The 17,516-nt window shown below is 61.4% G+C and carries 18 protein-coding genes and 4 pseudogenes; 9 read left to right on the forward strand and 13 right to left on the reverse strand.

Annotation, left to right across the window (positions count from 1 at the left end):
• Nucleotides 1–149: 149 nt before the first annotated feature.
• Nucleotides 150–1,064, reverse strand: coding sequence for a phytanoyl-CoA dioxygenase family protein (locus tag J7U39_RS05870; RefSeq protein WP_210630897.1), 915 nt, complete (start codon nt 1,062–1,064; stop codon nt 150–152).
• A gap of 93 nt (nt 1,065–1,157) precedes the next feature.
• On the opposite strand from J7U39_RS05870, the gene J7U39_RS05875 reads away from it, so the two are divergent.
• The 3 genes and pseudogenes from J7U39_RS05875 to J7U39_RS05880 all read left to right on the forward strand — a co-directional run bounded on the left by J7U39_RS05875 (nt 1,158) and on the right by J7U39_RS05880 (nt 3,313).
• A complete protein-coding gene (locus J7U39_RS05875; RefSeq protein ID WP_210630898.1) occupies nt 1,158–1,925 on the forward strand; it encodes an AraC family transcriptional regulator in 768 nt (255 codons plus the stop codon).
• 238 nt (nt 1,926–2,163) lie between these two features.
• The gene (locus J7U39_RS31695) at nt 2,164–2,493 is read left to right on the forward strand and encodes a hypothetical protein (RefSeq protein WP_311043516.1); all 330 of its coding nucleotides are present in this window, start codon (nt 2,164–2,166) and stop codon (nt 2,491–2,493) included.
• Nucleotides 2,494–2,802: 309 nt separating this feature from the next.
• Nucleotides 2,803–3,313 (forward strand): annotated as a pseudogene (locus J7U39_RS05880) (GNAT family N-acetyltransferase).
• Nucleotides 3,314–3,453: 140 nt separating this feature from the next.
• On the opposite strand, the gene dapB reads toward J7U39_RS05880, so the two are convergent.
• Nucleotides 3,454–4,257 carry a 4-hydroxy-tetrahydrodipicolinate reductase gene (gene dapB, locus J7U39_RS05885; RefSeq protein WP_210630899.1) on the reverse strand — a complete coding sequence of 268 codons (804 nt, stop codon included), beginning with the start codon at nt 4,255–4,257 and terminating at the stop codon, nt 3,454–3,456.
• 144 nt (nt 4,258–4,401) lie between these two features.
• Nucleotides 4,402–4,617 (reverse strand): hypothetical protein, encoded by a 216-nt coding sequence (locus tag J7U39_RS05890; protein ID WP_210630900.1) that lies wholly within the window; start codon nt 4,615–4,617, stop codon nt 4,402–4,404.
• A 306-nt stretch (nt 4,618–4,923) separates the two neighbouring features.
• Between J7U39_RS05890 and J7U39_RS05895 the strand changes: the two genes are divergently transcribed.
• Nucleotides 4,924–5,397 carry a VOC family protein gene (locus tag J7U39_RS05895; RefSeq protein WP_210630901.1) on the forward strand — a complete coding sequence of 158 codons (474 nt, stop codon included), beginning with the start codon at nt 4,924–4,926 and terminating at the stop codon, nt 5,395–5,397.
• Between the two features lie 39 nt (nt 5,398–5,436).
• Here the strand turns inward: J7U39_RS05895 and J7U39_RS32240 are convergent.
• The 6 genes and pseudogenes from J7U39_RS32240 to J7U39_RS05915 form a co-directional block, all read right to left on the reverse strand.
• Nucleotides 5,437–5,526 (reverse strand): annotated as a pseudogene (locus J7U39_RS32240) (GFA family protein); the annotation flags it as partial.
• Entirely contained in the window at nt 5,527–6,303 is a 777-nt protein-coding gene (locus J7U39_RS05900; RefSeq protein ID WP_210630902.1) for a phosphodiester glycosidase family protein, read from the reverse strand.
• A 22-nt stretch (nt 6,304–6,325) separates the two neighbouring features.
• Nucleotides 6,326–6,546 (reverse strand): annotated as a pseudogene (locus tag J7U39_RS31700) (4-hydroxybenzoate octaprenyltransferase); the annotation flags it as partial.
• 367 nt (nt 6,547–6,913) lie between these two features.
• Nucleotides 6,914–7,087, reverse strand: a complete 174-nt coding sequence (locus tag J7U39_RS05905; protein WP_210630903.1) for a hypothetical protein — start codon at nt 7,085–7,087, stop codon at nt 6,914–6,916.
• Nucleotides 7,088–7,600: 513 nt separating this feature from the next.
• A complete protein-coding gene (locus tag J7U39_RS05910) occupies nt 7,601–8,599 on the reverse strand; it encodes a DUF808 domain-containing protein (protein WP_210630904.1) in 999 nt (332 codons plus the stop codon).
• 171 nt (nt 8,600–8,770) lie between these two features.
• Nucleotides 8,771–9,583 carry a hypothetical protein gene (locus J7U39_RS05915; protein ID WP_210630905.1) on the reverse strand — a complete coding sequence of 271 codons (813 nt, stop codon included), beginning with the start codon at nt 9,581–9,583 and terminating at the stop codon, nt 8,771–8,773.
• A gap of 154 nt (nt 9,584–9,737) precedes the next feature.
• Between J7U39_RS05915 and J7U39_RS05920 the strand changes: the two genes are divergently transcribed.
• Nucleotides 9,738–10,613 (forward strand): bifunctional helix-turn-helix transcriptional regulator/GNAT family N-acetyltransferase, encoded by an 876-nt coding sequence (locus tag J7U39_RS05920; protein WP_210630906.1) that lies wholly within the window; start codon nt 9,738–9,740, stop codon nt 10,611–10,613.
• 130 nt (nt 10,614–10,743) lie between these two features.
• Here the strand turns inward: J7U39_RS05920 and J7U39_RS05925 are convergent, their stop codons facing one another.
• Nucleotides 10,744–11,397, reverse strand: a complete 654-nt coding sequence (locus tag J7U39_RS05925) for a class I SAM-dependent methyltransferase (protein ID WP_210630907.1) — start codon at nt 11,395–11,397, stop codon at nt 10,744–10,746.
• A gap of 583 nt (nt 11,398–11,980) precedes the next feature.
• On the opposite strand from J7U39_RS05925, the gene J7U39_RS05930 reads away from it, so the two are divergent.
• Nucleotides 11,981–13,426, forward strand: a complete 1,446-nt coding sequence (locus J7U39_RS05930; RefSeq protein ID WP_210630908.1) for an adenylate/guanylate cyclase domain-containing protein — start codon at nt 11,981–11,983, stop codon at nt 13,424–13,426.
• Between the two features lie 17 nt (nt 13,427–13,443).
• Nucleotides 13,444–13,803 carry a hypothetical protein gene (locus J7U39_RS05935; protein ID WP_247241725.1) on the forward strand — a complete coding sequence of 120 codons (360 nt, stop codon included), beginning with the start codon at nt 13,444–13,446 and terminating at the stop codon, nt 13,801–13,803.
• A 116-nt stretch (nt 13,804–13,919) separates the two neighbouring features.
• On the opposite strand, the gene J7U39_RS05940 is transcribed toward J7U39_RS05935, so the two are convergent.
• Nucleotides 13,920–14,561, reverse strand: coding sequence for a dihydrofolate reductase family protein (locus J7U39_RS05940; protein ID WP_210630909.1), 642 nt, complete (start codon nt 14,559–14,561; stop codon nt 13,920–13,922).
• 89 nt (nt 14,562–14,650) lie between these two features.
• On the opposite strand from J7U39_RS05940, the gene J7U39_RS05945 reads away from it, so the two are divergent.
• A complete protein-coding gene (locus tag J7U39_RS05945; RefSeq protein WP_210630910.1) occupies nt 14,651–15,172 on the forward strand; it encodes a helix-turn-helix domain-containing protein in 522 nt (173 codons plus the stop codon).
• A 13-nt stretch (nt 15,173–15,185) separates the two neighbouring features.
• On the opposite strand, the pseudogene J7U39_RS05950 reads toward J7U39_RS05945, so the two are convergent.
• Both J7U39_RS05950 and J7U39_RS05955 read right to left on the reverse strand, forming a co-directional pair.
• Nucleotides 15,186–15,473: pseudogene (locus tag J7U39_RS05950) on the reverse strand (GNAT family N-acetyltransferase); the annotation flags it as partial.
• 139 nt (nt 15,474–15,612) lie between these two features.
• Entirely contained in the window at nt 15,613–16,101 is a 489-nt protein-coding gene (locus J7U39_RS05955) for a BA14K family protein (RefSeq protein WP_210631606.1), read from the reverse strand.
• A 386-nt stretch (nt 16,102–16,487) separates the two neighbouring features.
• On the opposite strand from J7U39_RS05955, the gene J7U39_RS05960 reads away from it, so the two are divergent.
• The gene (locus J7U39_RS05960; RefSeq protein WP_210630912.1) at nt 16,488–17,465 is read left to right on the forward strand and encodes a hypothetical protein; all 978 of its coding nucleotides are present in this window, start codon (nt 16,488–16,490) and stop codon (nt 17,463–17,465) included.
• Nucleotides 17,466–17,516 lie beyond the last annotated feature (51 nt).

Consider the following 17,516-nt stretch of genomic DNA (forward strand, 5'->3'; position numbering starts at 1 on the left):
CCGACGCCCGCCGCTCCTGGGGACCGCCTCCAAGCAAGCTGTCGGTGCCGGCAAGTCTAGCCGATATCGCCGTGGCTGTCTTGGTTCGCAAAGGATCGATCCCAGGCGGGTTTGGCTTCGGCTGAAGCATTGCGGCGCGGAGCAAAGCCTTACAGCATATCCCCCAGGCTCCAATGGTTGTTCCAGCGGACGTCGATTTCGTCGTCGACATTCTGGTAGCGGATATCGGTAGAGAGGCGGAGCCGCCGGGCGCGGTCCTCGTTGGTGGTGGCGGCGTGAATCATGTAGGGGGAGTGCAGCACGACGTCGCCAGCCTCGTAATCGGCGGCGAGCCAGCGGGTGTTAAAGCGATGGGCCATGTCGGGCAGATCCTTGGAGATCCAGCCGCCCTCGGCCATGTGGCTGTTATAGGCGCTGATCCGCTCTTCCGGCGAGAGATCACCGCTCTTTGCCTGGAATTCGGCCTCCATCCCGCGGCCGAGCGCATGCGAGCCTTCGAGATAGACGAGGCCGCCCATTTCGGCAGGAGTGTCGCCGATCGGGATCCAGGCGGTGACGAGCCGGCTGGTGCCGCCGCGGAGGTAGACGAGGTCGTAATGGGCGGGCGTGGCCACCGCCGTGCCGGGTTGGACATAGCGCATCAGCTTGCGTTTATGGAGATAGGAGATGCCCTGGAGAAAGATGTCCATGAAGTGCACGAGCCGCGGCTGGGCGCAGAAGCCTTCATAGGCAGCCGAGCGGACGATCGACATCAGGCGGCGGTTGGCAAGGTTCCAGTCGACGTCCCCGACGGCAGCGACGCCGAGGGCAAGATCATAGCCCGGCGCCAACAGGCCGGCTTCGGCGAGGTGGGTGAAGACCCAACGACGGAAATCAATCACTTCGGCGCGCGGCAGGAGGCCTTTCAGCCAGACATAACCATGCTCCTCATAGCGGTGGCGGATAGCCTCGGTGCCAATTCCGGGATCGGTCGGCGCGAGTGCGCCGAGCCTTGCAGCGGGGATCGTTTTGCCATGGGCGGCGAGGGGCGTTTGCATCTCGGCGGCATTCGCGACAATTGACATTTCATTCACCCCCGCTTTGACTTACCTGCCTTCAGCCTGCGGGCTGCGTGGGCTGGCCGCCATGGAGGAAAGCTGCAGCTGGATTTTTCGCTCATGACACAAGCCGAGGCCATCTATCGATCTCCCCTTGCCGCCGCCGGCGGGCTTGCCGTGGCCGGCAGCGGCAGGCAACATGCGCGCCATGCCGTCAAGGACAGGAAGCTGCCGAGTTTTGCAGCCGTGCTGGTGGAGCGCGGGCAGGGGTTTCTCGAAACCGCTGCAGGCGGGCGCCAGCCCGTGGAGGGGCCGGCGCTCTTCTGGCTGTTTCCGAACCGCCCGCACTCCTATGGGCCTGACGAAGGCGGATGGGATGAGCGCTGGGCGCTGTTTGAAGGTTCGTTCACGCGCGATTTCGTGCGGATGCGGCTGGTTGACGAGCGCCATCCCCTCGTGACTCTGCGCCATATCGAGGAGGTGGTGCGGCTCTTCGCGCAGTTGCATGCTGATCTCATCGACGACAGCCATCTCGGACAGGCCTCGGCGGCATTGGCGCTCCATCGCATCGTCATCACCGCTGCGCGGCAGGCGAGCGCTGCGGCAGGTCGCAAAGGCGAGGGCGCGACTGGCGATCTCGTCGACACGTTGCGGGGCAGGGCGCTGCAGCCGCTCGACCTTGCCTCGTTTGCCGCCGAGCATGGCATATCTCCCGCGACGCTGCGGCGGAAATTTATCGCCGAAACGGGCATGCCGCCCAAGGACTTCCAGCTTCGGGCGCGTATGGACCAGGCCAAGCAACTGCTCGCCACGTCAGACGAGAAGATCGAAACCGTCGCAGCCATGGTCGGCATCGAAGACCCGTTCTATTTTTCTCGCGTCTTTTGAGAGCGCGAGGGCTGCAGCCCCCGTGAATTCCGGATGCGGTTCAAGCGGGGTTGAGCTGTTGCAGCCATAGGTTCCTCGCCTTTGGCCGGGATGCTGAAGAAATCAAGCAATGCGTGAGGCATTGCGCGATTTTCTCCAATAAAGTTCTATTTCATGCTGTCTATTTTTGAAATTTTCCAGGAATTGCTAAAATCTATTGCCTTCTCTCTAAGTATCCATCAATGATGTGCGAAATATCATTCGCGCTGCTGTCAAGGCCGCTCTGTCGATCAGCGAGGGATGTGCACTGAAATATTTCATTCTCTATGCGCTCGTGTGCTCGGCGGTCGGGATAGTTCTTCTCGTCGTCATCCATCAGATTGCATCGTTTCAGATGGAGAGGCCTGGGGATCAGACGGCCTTCGAACCGGATGATCTGGTCGTGCGGTCGACCCGCGAACCGGCACCGGGGGCGAGCGGCCAGCAACCAACCCAAGGACCATCGGTCCGCACCGATCAATGGGATCTCCGCCCAACCGGCGAGCCGACTGTTCGCAAGGGTGGCAGGGTGGGAACTCCGGCGCAGTGATGGTGCTGTCGTTAGGTTTGTTGCATGGGGACGCTTGTCCTTTGGGCACCTTTGACGGACGCCACTTCCCCTCCCTCATCCCTGTCCTCGGGCCTGACCCGAGGACAGGGATGAGGGAATTGGGAGCAGCGTTCGCGCCCGGTTCTCCCAGCCTCGTTGGTGCGGTGCCCTCCAACCTCCCTCATGACGAGGTTCTCTCGAGCCTTGGCGTGCCGCGACGGGACAACAGAAGCCGAACCCGCCGCTTTCCCGATTGCATCCAATGCAGCCGGCTGCGATGACATATCTCCGATATTCCGGGAGGTGGCGATGGATGCAGGCGGCGTGACGATCAGGCTCATAGGTGGAGACGAGGTGGAGGCTTTTCGGCGTATCCGCCTGGAAGCGCTTCGCGCCGATCCGTCTTCCTTTGCCAGCCGCTACGAAGACTGGGAAAATCCTGTCTCAGCAGGAGTGGCGCGATCGGCTGAGCGAACCGGTTTTCATCGCCTTTCAGGAAGGCGAACCCGTCGGCATCATGGGCCTGTTTCGGCAGCGGCCGAGCAAGATGGCCCACCGCGCCACGATCGTCATGGTCTATGTCTGCGCCAAGCTTCGCGGAACGGGCCTTGCCGTCAAACTGCTGGAGACGATTTCCGATCACGCGCGCGATATCGGCATCCGTCAATTGGAACTCTTCGTCAGCGCCGAAAACTCGGCGGCGATGCGGTTCTACCAGCGGCAAGGTTTTGCCGAGATCGGCCGTATCCCCGGCGGCGTGCTGGAGGATGGCAGAGAGATCGACGACGTGATGATGGCGCGGCGGCTGGTGGGTGGTTAGGCCGGGGCCGCGCGGCGGGCCATCCGGCCTCTTGACCTCCAGCAGGATTGGGGTTGCAGGATGCCGCCTGAATCGGAGGTTGCCGTGATGAAAATCCTGATGGAGAGTGTGTCGGTGTAGATTTTGATTCAAGAAGGTGCTCAAGCCTCTTCACTCGGTCTATTCGCGCCTTCTGCCGTCAGGCCCAGCACATCCCGCATGCCATATTCGCCGGGTGCGCGCCCTGCGATCCAGCGGGCGGCGGCAAGCGCGCCGCGGGCGAACATGCCGCGATCGAGAGCCGAATGCGACAGCGTCACGACTTCATCGGCGGCGGCGAACAGGACGCTGTGTTCTCCGACGAGCCCGCCGGCGCGCACGACGGCAAAGCCGATCTCGCCGGGCGGTCGCTGGCCGGTGACGCCGTCACGCCCACGCCGCTCGACGGATGCGAGGGAAACGCCGCGGCCCTCAGCGGCTGCTTCGCCGAGCATCAGCGCCGTACCGGATGGTGCATCGATCTTTCTGTTGTGGTGGGCTTCGAGGATTTCGATGTCCCAGCCATGAGCGGGAAGAGCGCGCGCAGCCTGGGCGACGAGGCCGACCAGCATGTTGACGCCAATGGAGAAGTTGCCGGAGCGCAGGATCGGAATCGTTCGGGCGGCGGCTGCGATCCGTTGGATCTCATTCGGCTCGAAACCTGTCGCTCCGATCACCAGGGCCGGCCCGCCTGACGAGGCGCAGAGGCCGGCGAGTTCGGCGGCGGCATTTCCCGTCGTGAAATCCAGGATCACGTCGGCGGCTGCGATTGCGGCCGCACGGTCGATCAGCCCTTCACCGGCGGAGCCGGGACGGCCGATACCGCCGATGACCGCAAAAGCCGGATCGGCCGCGAGCAGCGGCAGTATGGTGCGACCCATGCGGCCGTTCGCGCCGGCGACGGCTATTTTGACAGGTGAGCTCACTTGTTTTCCTTGACTGGCATATTTCCGATGGAGCGGCCGCTTGCATCCGGCATTCGCGCCGGAACGGCATTCTGCACCTACCGCACTTGCGCTCCCGGCGCAAAGCAGGGGATTTGTTGCCACCGTCCCTGTGAACGCCTGGCCTTACCAGTTGCCGGGATCGGCGGTGTGATCGATGCTGGCGAATTCATCAGCCTTGTTCCGGTCGAGATTTATCTCCGTGGTCGCCTTCTTCTCGTCGGTGACCGAGTAGCGGTCAGGGACCGGTCCCTTCGAAAGTTCCTGATACAGGAGCAAGGCTGCCTCCTCGGCGGTATCGGCGTCGATCTCGCGGGTGAGGGTAACGGTGAACTTGTGCATTGGCTTCGTACCTTTCAATCGGCGCGCAGACGATGCGCAGCCTGCACAGTCTGACACGCTTTGCGGCCGGACACAGCAGGCGATGGTTCCAGATCTTTATGGATGTCGTGGCGCCGGAGCCGCCGTCAAGCCAGGCATCGATACGCATCCGCGATCTGCGCGTATCGCCTGCGCGGCGATCGCCTTCGCCGGGTGCGTGGATCAAGCCGAACAAGGCCCTCGCCGAAATAAGCTGTATGGGCTGGAGAAAGGCGGTTTCCCTCTTATTTGAACAGGAATTGCAAACCAAGAGGGAAGGACCGCATAATGGCAAAAAACACGATCTGCCTATGGTACAACAAAGACGCCGAGGATGCCGCCCGCTTTTATGCTGCGACTTTTCCCGACAGCGCGGTGGGTGCTGTCACTCGGGCGCCGGGAGATTATCCTGACGGCAAACAGGGAGACGTTTTGGTTGTTGAATTCACCGTCGCGGGTATTCCTTGCATCGGTCTGAACGGCGGCCCTGCATTCAAACACAGTGAAGCCTTCTCGTTTCAAATCGCCACGGAGGATCAGGAAGAAACCGATCGCTACTGGAACGCCATCGTCGGTAATGGCGGCCAGGAAAGCGAGTGTGGCTGGTGCAAGGACAAATGGGGTCTGTCCTGGCAGATCACCCCCCGCGTCCTCTCAGAAGCGCTCTCGGCGGGTGGTGATCAGGCAAAGCGTGCTTTTGACGCGATGATGACGATGAGAAAGATCGATGTCGCGGCGATCGAGGCGGCTCGGCGCGGTTGAGGCGCCATTGCCTGCCCGAGGCCGACAGGTGCCAGCCTGTCAGAACCAGAGATCGCGTACGCAGCGCCCGTCGGAGGGAAGGTATTTGAATGTGTCCAGCCCGTCGAAATGATCGATGGGGAGATCAGCTTATTCCACAAGTCCGAAAATGGGGCCGTAGCCGCCGTGCCAGGACCAGTCGTTGCGGCCCAATGCCGGATAGTAAAGCCCAACACCTCGTCCGCCATCGAGGAACAAGGCGTCGGCGCATTGCAGCCGGTCCCGGAAGAGCCGTGCGAAATCGTGGAAATTGACCCTGTCTTCACTGATTGCGAAGCGAACCACGCCGTCCGCGCAAACGCCGACCCCGCTCCGGCGGGTTCGATCTGTCGATGCGAAGATGAAGATCGGATTCAGCTTTCCCGCGATGACGAGCATCGGGCCGGACTGCGTGGCGAACCGCACTTTTAGGGCACGCGTCAGAAATTCATCGGTCGGAAGTATGCCGGCGCCTGCTTCACCGAGAAAGAACACGCCGCTCGGTTTCTTGTAGAAATTCGGGACCTGACCGGGGGCGCCTCCCGTCTCTGTGGTATTGGCGGGTTTCAATTCCGTGGCGTTTTCGACGTACAGCCCCATCGGCGAAAAATCGGCTCGGTACATTCCGGCATTGACGGCCAGTACCAGCGTTTTCCCCTCGGTGCGAAGGGCTTCGGCAAGGCTCGAAAAAGTGCGGTATGGCGCGCCATCGGCGCCCTTCCAGAACAGGCGCAGGTCGGCCTTTCCTCCTTCCAGCGTGCAGACGACATATTTTGCCGCTTCGAAGGTTTCCGGTTCGCATGGCTCGGCATACGCCTGATGTCCGGACGCCATCGTTGCTGCCAGCATCATGGCCGCGGCGAGCACGCCTTGTTTTAGATCGATCATTCGTATTTCGTCCTCGAACCGCTCACCATGTGCCCGCCAACGCGGTGCCGGCGAGCAGCACGCCGGTCAGGATATTGGCGAGGAACAGGCGAAATTCAGATCCGGGCGGGCAAGGTCTAACCGCCGCGTCTGCCAGAAAAAATGGGCGATCACCAGCATCCCGACCGCAGATGGCGGCGGCATCTCCAACAGCCAGCCCCCGAGCGACCACGCCCCAACCGCCAGAGCATAGAACAGGCCAATCTGCGCCAGCCGCGTGTATGGCCGCCACGCGGCCGGTAACCGGCGATCCCCCCAGTCGCCATGGTGGGATGTCGCCGAGATCCGGGCGGCCGAGAGTCGTCATGTTGTGGCCTGAAATTCCTATCGCAAACTCTGGAATGCCTCAGCTTTTCATCGCATCGGCGGCGACCAGAATAGGAATTTTTGCAGGTACGGCAACGTCTCGCCCCTCCGTGAGACCTCCGTTGCGAGAACGAAAGCTGCGCGGCTTACTCCTTTTCTCTCCGGCGGGGAGAGGCGCCTATCGGGCAGATAAGGGTGAAGAGTATTCGACGGGCGCCTTGAGCATAAGCGAAGGGCACAGACATCCCGAAATTCCGAGACATTCCTACCAGGCGGTGCGGGCGGTCCCGAGTGCTGTCGTGTGAGACGACGTGACGTATGCGACGTACGTCTTGAGCGACACGACGCAGTTTCCGGGATAGCTGAGTTTGTGCAACGTCAAGTGTTTCAGCAACGCATCGGCATTGCGCTTTTCGGTTAGCGGAAATGTCATCGTCATGCGAGTTCTCCAACGAACAGACCGAGCATCGGCAGAAGTAATGGTTAGATTCTTTTGCGTCGCAACAAGAAAGTTTTAATCACAAAATTAAAATCGATTAGCCCTGCGTCGGCGATTTTTAAAATCGTTTGAAATGGCATAGCCTTTCCATGGGAACCTTAGCTGTCCTGGGCGTGAGCGAGAATCCCGGAGTACGGCTCCCCCCCGGAAGCAGAGCCGAAACGCTGAAATGATGGAACTGACGGGGCGCAGCAAGGCGACAGGCTTGCTGATCGCTTCGGAGAGGATGGCGGCGGTTTCGGCACCCGCTCACTGGGCGGAGCAGAACATGGACGCAATCTTTGCGGCGCAGCATGCTTACGATGAAAGGGACACTGGTTGATGGTGCCGGCACTTCGAAGCATCTGGTTGCGCCGCGCCGCAGGGCTGGTTCGCGCCAAGGAGGATTTGCGAGCCATCATGGCCCCTTCTGCACAACGCGTGATGTCGCAAGCAACATCTGCTGTCACTCGCTTACGCGGTCCTCATCCTGCGCAGGCGTGCTGCGCACCACCGCCATGCAGGCGCAACGACGTAGCCGACGGCCGGGATGGCTGCAAGGCCGAGGAGGATGCCGACGAGACCTGAGCCGACAGCTTGGACCAGCCAGGAAACCACGCCGCCAACGGCCGGCATTGCATGCGCGGCGCCTTCTCCGGCATCGTGGAGCAGATGGCTCAGCCAGGCAAAGCCAAAGCCTTCGGCGCCGTGCACAATGATGCCGCCGCCGACCCAGATCATCGCCGCCGTCCCGATGAGACCCAGTACCTTGAGAAGATAGGGCATGCCCCGCACAAGGCCGCGCCCGAGCAAGCGCGGGAACGCGCCTGTCCGCGAGCGGGAAGAGCGCTGGGCAAGCCAGAGGCCGAAGTCGTCCGCCTTCACGATCAAGGCGACGACGCCGTAAACAGCGGCCGTGATCAGAGAGCCGACCAGCGCGAGGACCAGCGCCTGCATCGCCAGACCCGACTCCGACAGCGAGCCGAGGGTGATCGCCATGATCTCGGCCGAGAGGATGAAATCGGTTCTGATGGCGCTCGCGACCCTTTCGTCCTCGAAGGTTCTGGGGTCGACGCTGATCGTCTCGAGGGCGTTCTCGTGGGCATGGGCCGCGTGCGGCACGACGAGTTCGTAGACCTTTTCGGCGCCTTCGTAGCAAAGGTAGAGCCCACCGAGCATGAGCAGCGGCGTCACTGCCTGCGGCATGAGAAGGCTGAGGACGAGTGCGGCCGGCAGGAGGAACACCAGTTTGTTCTTGAGAGAACCAATGGCGATTTTTGCGATGATCGGCAGTTCGCGTGCCGCCGAGAGGCCGGTCACGTAACGCGGCGTGACGGCTGCGTCGTCGATCACGACGCCGGCGGCTTTGGCGCCGGCTCTGCCCGCCTGGGCGACTACGTCGTCCAGAGAAGCGGCGGCCGCCTTTGCAAGCACTGCGACATCATCAAGGAGGGCAATCAGGCCGACACTCACAAGCAAACCTCTCATTCAGGGACAATGGCTGGCAAGAATATCCAATCGGGCGACAGCCGGGAAGGGCGCCTCTTCCGATGGTTGGTGGTGCCTGATCAAAAGGTCAGGCATCACCCCGGCGGGACGGAGTACATGGCGTAGGGGATTTCCTGCCGTGTGCAAGCGAGCCGCTCATTCAATCTGGATATGCATATGGTCATCATGACGCGCGGCTCGGCAGCCCTGGAAGCGGACATGGGCATCGGTGATGCCAAGCGCATTCTTCAGATGCGGCTCGATGAAGATCTTCTGCAGGTCAAAGCGTGCGACGCCTACCGTCGTCAGCCAGGCGATCGCTGCCGCGGTGTGCTGCTCCTCGATCCCATAGACAGGGAAGAGAGGCTGCAGGGTATCAAAATCCCAACGCGTGGTGAGCCAATCGTGGCGACCCGCGCAGGGTAGTTCGTCGCCCGGGGCAGGCTCCTCGAAGGCAAAATAGCCGATCGGGGAGCGTGTGGCGCCGTTCAGGAAGGCGCCGTCGGCATCTTTGTAATAATAGGCGAAATCGAGCTTCTTGCCGTCGGCATGAGAGAGATGCGGCAGCAGCGGAAAACCGTTGACGAAGGGAAAGTTTGCATCCAGCGCGACGGTAACGGTACCGGGAAACTGCTTATCCATGTGGGCGGCGAGTGCCCCTGCCAGATCGCGCAGTTCAGGCGTCACGTAGTTGCGGTTGAGCGCGCAGTAGATTGGCGAGCGGATGACCAGCGGATCGGCAGTGCCGGCGAAGCAGGAAAGCGGAACCCGGCCGAATGTGGGTGCGGTGAGGTGCGCGACGAAGGTGGCGCCGGCGTAGAGAAGCAGAAAGAGCGCGAGGCTGGCCGCAAATCGGCGCAGGCGCAAGGCGCGTGCGACGGCAAGCGTTATCAAATAGGCGAGGCCGCCGATCTGGGTGAGCAGCGTCAGAATGATGACGATCAGAGCGTGGAGGATAAAGCGGAGCACGGGGCAGCCCTGTGGAGGGGAAGTTGCATTGCCATAGGTGAGGGAGTGAGGATGCGCAAGACGGTCGGCGCACCCGGCTGACACTTCGAGCACTTCGGGTCCATTTTGGCAGCCGGAATTGACAGCGGAATTTATCTGACTTAAGTCAGATAATATGGCTTGCGATCCTGTCGCCCGCGTCCGTCGCTTCAACCGCGCCGTCACCTCCGAAGTCGGCGCTCTGGATACGTCTTTCCTTGGACGCGGTCGTCCGCTCGGTGCTGCTCGCGTCCTCAATTCGATCGGTCGTGGCCAATCGGATGTTGCGGCAATCCGCGATTATCTCGGTCTTGACTCGGGCCTGATGAGCCGTCTGCTGCGCGGGCTGGAGGAGGAGGGGCTGATCGAGACCATCCCGAACGATCGCGATGCCCGTCGCCGCATCACCAGGTTGACCAGCACCGGCGAGTGCGAGTTTCAGGCTTATGAAGCACTTTCCAATGCCCAGGCCGAAGCGTTTCTGGCGCGTCATCGCCGCCCGGACGAACTCCTGCGCGCCATGGATATGGTCGCCTGCTCGCTTGGACGCGACCAGATCGTGCTGGAGGAGAAAGATCCTCGGCACGACGATGCCCGCTATTGCCTGAACGAATATTACGGCGAACTCGCACGCCGTTTCGACAAGGGTTTCGACGTCTCGCTTTCCCGCGATCCTGACGCCAAGGACATGATCCGCCCGCGCGGCGCGTTCCTGGTCGCGATGTCCGACGGCCTGCCGATCGGTTGTGTCGGGTTGAAGGGCAATGGCGGCAAGGTGGCGGAGATCAAGAGGCTCTGGGTCGCCCCTTCCGCGCGTGGCCTCGGGATGGCAAAACGGCTTATGTCGGCTGCCGAGACGATCGCCCGCGAGTTGTCCATCCGGCTCCTGCGTCTGGATACCAACAGCGTTCTTGCCGAGGCACAGCAGCTCTATCGCGGTACCGGCTGGACCGAGATCGAGCGGTTCAATGACGATCCATATCCGGATACGTTCTTCGAAAAAAGTCTTTGAGCGGGACCAGCTTTGTCCTGAGATGGCTGCGTTGGTGCTGTGCGACGCTTGTGCGCGGCGGCGCGGCCTCACCGTTGATGGCGTTGCGGGACATCCAAGGGTGAGGGCGCGGAGCCAGTTGCGAATATCCTCAGACGCGCATCGACAGCTCGATGTCCTCTTCGAACGGGACGGACAGATAGCCAGCGGCGGCGGAGCGAACGCGGGCGAGATATTCGGGACTGAGGTCGGCATTGTCAGCGACGATGAGGGCACCCGGTCGAAGTCGGTCTTCTACCAGCTCCAGGATGTCACGATAAAGGCCCTTGGCGCCGTCGAGAAACAGGAGGTCGATGGTATCAGGAAGATCGGTGCCGAGGGTGTGGAGGGCATCTCCCTCACGGGTTTCGACAAGGTCGATGAGGCCGCCAGCCGTCAAGTTTTCGCGCGCCCGCCTCAGTTTCGACGGTTCGAACTCGCTGGTGATCAGCCGGCCGCCGCCATTGTCGCGCAGTGCTGCAGCAAGGTGGAGGGTCGAGATGCCGAAGGATGTGCCGAACTCGATGATCGTTTGAGCACGGCAGCTGCGCGCCAGCATGTAGAGCAGCGTGCCGGCCTCGCGCGAGACAGGAAGCCAGAGATCCCTCAGGCGCCCGTAAAGGTCGAGATATTCCGTCTTGCTGCTGATCAGGCGCATCCTCTCCTCGCTGGAAAGCTCGGATATGGCGGGGCTCGTCGCCGCAGCGGCTTCTTCGAACAGGCGGTGGAGGAGAGGCGCGAGCGGCGCGGTGGTGAGTGTCGTCATTGGAGGGCTCCTTGGAATGATGAGGTTCTTGCGCTGGGTGAAAAATACGAATATTCCCTCGCGTTTTCCAATCGCATTGCGGAGCGCCGCCATGAGCGACCGGCCAAGTACCCGGATTTCTTCACGAAAGCAGCCTAAGCAGGCCCGCTCAGGGGGCAGCCCTGATGGACCGATTTCTGCTTTCTACTGATGGTCCAACTGCTTCGACAGTTCGACAAAAAGCCCGTCCTGGGCGATGTCCATCTGAACGAGATCGATGGCAACGGTGATGGCGCGGCGTCCTTTCTCTACGCTCATTCTGCAGCAATGCCACAGCTATTTGGACACGCTTGGTTGACGACAAGTCGAGAACAGGACTGCCGAGCGTTCTGGTCCGCTGACGCAGGTAGGATGTCGCAGACAGCGAATGCCGAGATTGGGCGATGTCGAGCGGGAAAAGCTTCTGAAACCCTGGCGTCGCCTTACCGGGCTAATCCGTAAGACTTCTGCTTGGCCAGGCTCCGTTTGATCCGCCCGGACGAGCGTCTGTTATAATCGCGGCGATCCCGGTCGCATGGACCGGCCGAACTTTGCGAGGCGTCAGATGACTGACGTTCAGGAACGGCTCCTTGAGAGCAAGATGACCGAGATCCGGCAGGCCCGGTCCTGGAGTCCGCGGGGCATCGCCAAATTCGAAAGCCTGATCCGCAGCGGTGACGATCTGTCCCTCTACCGCATCAACCCGCTGGCTTTCGCGCACGACGGCGCCATTTCGGAGGCGGAAAGCATCGATCTCTTTCTCCATGCGACGCGCAGCGGTTTGTTCGAGATGCGCTGGGACGTCGTGTGTCCCCAATCCGGAATGGTGCTCGACAGTTTCGGCGCCTTGAGAACGCTGAAGACGCACTATGTCTGCGGCCTGTGCGACGTCTCCGGCGAAACCGACCTCGACGATTTCATCGAGGTCACCTTCACAGTGTCGCCGCAACTGCGCCGGCTGTCTTTTCACGATCCCGGCTCGCTCTCGGTCGAGGATTTTCACTGGAAGGCACGGTTTCTCAGCGATGCGCGACTGCCCGGTCAGCAGGTCCGCTTTCTCGACGTGTTGAAAGGGCTGGTACGCGGCCTTTCCTTCCTGGCGCCGGGTTCAGTCACGACGATCAGGGCTGAACTCGGCCCAGGTGCGCTTGCCGGCCTCAATGTAGAGACCCAGGCGAGCTTTGCGCTACCGGTGGCAGGCGAGCCCGTTACGGCGCCGGCACTCCTCAGGATCGGGTACGACGGTCGGCATTTTTGCCGCTCGTCCTCAGCGGTTCGGCCCGGTCCGGTCATCGTCGAAGTCGAGAACTCGGCTGCCGTGCGTGGCTCGCTGCTTCTCATCAACTGGCCCCCCGAGATTCTGGCGCAGGCCATCAAGCCTGTTCTCGATTTCGATCCTTACATGTCGGGCGGAATGCTGCTTGCGCGCCAGACATTTCGGCGGCTGTTTCGCTCCGAATGCGTTGATGAAAGGGAGGGCCTCGGCATCCGTCAGGTGACGCTTCTGTTCACCGATCTCAAGGGTTCGACCGCGATGTACGAGCGGCTCGGCGATCTCAATGCCTATGCACTGGTGCGTGAACATTTCGCCCTGCTCGGCGCCACGGTGCAGGAGCATTCGGGCGCAATCGTCAAGACGATCGGAGACGCGGTGATGGCGGCCTTCTCCCGCCCGAGCGACGCCATCTCGGCTGCTCTGCATATGCTTGAAGAAATCGAGCGCTTCAACGGCGAGCATGGCGATCCCAGCATCATCCTGAAGATCGGGGCCCATTGCGGTCCGTCGATCGCCGTGACCTTGAACGACAACCTCGATTATTTCGGGCAGACCGTCAATGTCGCGGCACGGGTGCAATCATTGGCCGAGGCCGGCGAGATCTGTCTATCCGAAGCCCTGTTTTCGGCGCCTGACGTCAGCCGGCTGCTCTCCGGACACAGGGCGGTCGCCTTCGAGGCTCCGCTTCGGGGCGTGGAGGGGATGGCATGCGTCTACCGGGTGATGCCGGGCTAATCTCACGTCCTTGATTTATGCATGACTTCATCCCGCGCCGCGGCACCTTCTTGGGCACATGCATTTCACCATTTGCAACGGGCAATGCTGCCCAGAAGGAGGAGAATACGATGTTGAAACGCACAGCTGCAGCCATCGTTGTCGCCGCCGCATCCGCATTGCCTGTCCTTGCACAGGATGCGATGATGAAATGCGACGAGGCGTCGATGATGAAAATGGCGTCCGACATGGACGCCATGACCGATCCGGCCATGAAGGAAAAGAAGGAAATGGCCTCCAAGGAGATGATGATGGCCAAGGATTCCATGACGGCCAACAAGATGGACGACTGCAAGATGCACATGAAAAACGCCATGAAAAGTATGGGCAAAATGTGACGCTGATGACACCGGACGAGATGGCCTTGGACCGCCGCCTCGTCCAGGCGGCGGGATGAATGTGTATCCGGCGGCGCTCGCGCCGGAGAGATCGCCGGACTGAACCGGCGGCTCGGTTATTTCGCCAGCACGAGATGCGTGGCTTTTTCGCTGGCGACATGCTCGGTGACGCGGAAGCCCAGCGCAGGAAGATCGATGCCTGCAAACATTGCTTCGCCCTTGCCGAGCACGACGGGCGACACAGCGAAATGCAGTTCGTCGATCAGACCCGCCTGCAGATATTGGCGGACGGTCGCCACTCCGCCGCCGATCTTCACATCTTTATCGCCGGCCGCCGCCTTCGCCTGATCGAGCGCCTCATGAATGCCGCCGGTGACGAAGTGGAAGGTGGTGCCGCCCTCCATGACGAGCGGTTCGCGTGCATAATGGGTGAGGATATAGGTCGGCGCATGATAGGGCGGGTTCGGCCCCCACCAGCCTTTCCAGGCATCATCGGGCCATTCGCCGCGGATCGGGCCGAACATGTTGCGCCCGAGAATGAAGGCGCCGAAATTGGCCATGGCGCGGGACGCATAATCCTCGTCGATGCCGGAAGAACCGTCGTCCTTACCCATCATCGCGCGGAAGGTGCGCGTGTGGAAGAACCATTGAAACATTTCCGGCCCGCGCTTTCCGAGCGGATCATTCAGGCCCTGCTCCGGCCCGGCGCCGAAGCCATCCACGGAAACGGAAAAACCCGCGACGCGCACCTTGGACATGCTTTCCTCCATCTGATTGCGAATTGAAACTAGTTGTTATCTCGCACAAGTGATCCTATAATGCAACTGGTTTCTGCAGGAGATGCTTCGTGGATATAGAATTGCGGTCCGGCTGTCCGATCAACCTGACGATGGAGGTGCTGGGCGACCGATGGAGTCTGATTATCATCCGCGACATCATGTTCGGCAACCGCCGGCATTTCCGCGATCTGCTCAATCATTCGGAGGAGGGGATCGCCTCCAATATCCTGGCGGCGCGGCTGAAGCGGCTGCTCTCGCTCGGCTTCATCAGCAAGCGGGACGATCCGAGCCACAGCCAGAAAGCAATCTACAGCCTGACGGAGCCGGCGATCCAGCTCGTTCCCCTCTTCGCCATGATCGGCGCCTGGGGCAGGCGTCACCTGCCGGTGAGCGAGGATCTCAGCATCCGCGCCGAGTTGCTGGAAGAGGGCGGTCAGCCGCTCTGGGACGAATTCATGGAGGATCTCCGGCAGATCCACATCGTTGATCCGATCGGCGGGGCGAACGGGACAGTGACCTCGCCGGTGTTGACGCGATTGACGGCGGCGTTTCTGGAGGTGCGGGAGAAGATGGCGGCTGAGGTGGCGTGATTTAGGCGAAGGGCATGTTGCCGTAGAATTCGCCGTCCCAGATCCAGAAGAGAAGGACTGTCAGCAGCGGTCCCGACACAATGCGCGGTTTGCCGCCGACATTGAGATCGTCGAGGAATTTTGGTCGGTCCTGGCGCGGCCGCTGGAGTTCGCCGCGGATATAGGCTTGATCGCTGGCACGACGGGGATCTGAAGACCAGCCGGCGGCGAGCGCGGCTTCGAAGCCCGTGAGGTTATCCAGTTCGGGCGCAAGCAGGACGACGCGGCTGGCGGGCGGCGTCATGGCGTCTGCTGATGTCATAGATCACCTTGCAGATGCAGCCGTTCGGAAAGATCTTCGGGAAACAAGCACGACAGAGCGCTGATGCGAAGCGTTTCCGTGGCAGCAGAAAGCACCGCATCAACGGGCGGGGCCTTCTCTCAGTACCGGCTGACTGAATTTACTGGCACTGGCGGCGTGGGCCGTAGTTAGGCTGGTAGGTGTTGTCCGAGGCGCGGTACGACCGATAGCGGGCGTAGCAATATTCAGCATGCGAGCTGTAACCACGTGAACTGTAGGCGCCGGACTGCGAGGCGATTATGCCGCCGATGAGGGCGCCTGCCGCCAGGCCGCCGATGATGGCGCCGGTGTTGTCGTGGTGGTGCCAGTGGCGGTGATAACGGTGGTCCCAGCCGTAGCGGTCGTCACGATAGGCGTGACGACCACGGTAGTAACGTCGGTCGCCATAATATCTGGGGCGCTCGCCGTAGTGTGAACAGACGATCGAGAACCTGCTGCAACCGACAGTCATAATTCGAGCATCGGTAGTTGCCTGTGCCGGCTGCGCCGCCTGTTGTACCGGACTCGGCACGAAGTTTGGGCCTGCGGATGCCGGCATTCCGGAGAATGCCGTCCCTATCGACAGAGCAATGATGGCCAATCTTTTCATCTCACTCACCAGGACACATGGAAGGACAACGCGGATTGAGAAAATAAGTTTCATTTGGGAATTCTGAACAGCGACCTATGTGCGTATCCGCTAACGCAATGAGACTGGGCGGCTGTGCTATTGCGATCGTTACGGTGGTAGGGCCGCGCCTCTCTGAAAGCGCGCAACGGAGATTATCTCATTTGAGCGGACGCATCAGGTCTTCCAGGCGTCGAGGCGTGGGCGGGGAAATGGGATCTGCTAAGGGATAAGCCTCCCACTCTCGGCCAGGACGACCGGAATTCGCAGGAAGTTCAAATTGCAAGGAGATCTTAAACTGGTTCTTATGGAGCTGCTGCTTCAATACCTGACATGTAACGCGTCACCTTAATGTCAGAAAGACTACCATGCAGCTTTCCAGAATCATCGGCCTTCTCTGTCTATCCACCAGCCTTGCGCTTGCGCCTCTCAACATCGTCTTTACCGATACATCGCCCGCCTTCGCAAAAGGTGGTGGCGGTGGCGGCAACGGCGGTGGCGGTGGTGGTCACGGCGGGGGTGGTGGCGGTGGTGGTAACGGCGGCAGCGGTGGTGGCGGCGGCAGCCATGGCGGCGGCGGTGGAAGCAGCGGCAGCCACAGTGGCGGCAGCAGCAAGAGCGGCGGCGGAAAGGATAGCGCCAGCTCCAGCGGTAAGACGACCGGCAGCCGCAGTGCGAAAACTTCGGGCAAGTCGGTCCAAGCCGGCAAGACGAAAACGACCAAGCAGACCGTCAGCACGAAAGGCGCGGCCAAGAAGACGACTATCGCCGCAGCGCCTGCGACTCGGCCCGCGAAGAAGCCCACGGCGGAACTCGCGGGACTGAATTCGCTGAAGCGCAATTACCACGCGCTGATGAATACCGCAGACCCCAAGATGGCAGCGATTTCGGCCTATGCTACCGCCTATGCGCAATATGAATTGGCTAATGGCGTTGCGCCGCCCGCGGACGATCCTGTTCTCGGCGACGCCGCTCTGACGGCAGCACTGGCTTCGGCGACCAAGACGGGCACGCTCAGCCCCGAAGCTTTGGCTTGGGCCAAGGATACGCTCGGCATCGGCACGGCTGTCGGCACGATCGATCAGATGAGAGACGCGTTGGCGGCTGCGGCGCCGGTCGCGGAAGAACCGGTGGCGGAGACCCCGACGGAGACTCCGGCAACCGAGACTCCGACTGGCGAAACCGCCGAGGGGAGCGAGACGACAGATCCTAGCGCGACCGCAGAAACGCCGGAAGCCGAGACGGGCAGCACGGAAGAATTATCGGGAACGACCGAGTCGGCGCCGGCTGTCGATTCAACCGAAACCTCGGCCACAGCAACGAGTACCGAGGCGACCGGCCTCTAAATCACCGGAAATGGCTAGCGTATCGGCTCGAAATCGGAATAGATTTTCGAG

Source organism: Rhizobium sp. NLR16a, from assembly GCF_017948245.1.
Classification (GTDB): Bacteria; Pseudomonadota; Alphaproteobacteria; order Rhizobiales; family Rhizobiaceae; genus Rhizobium.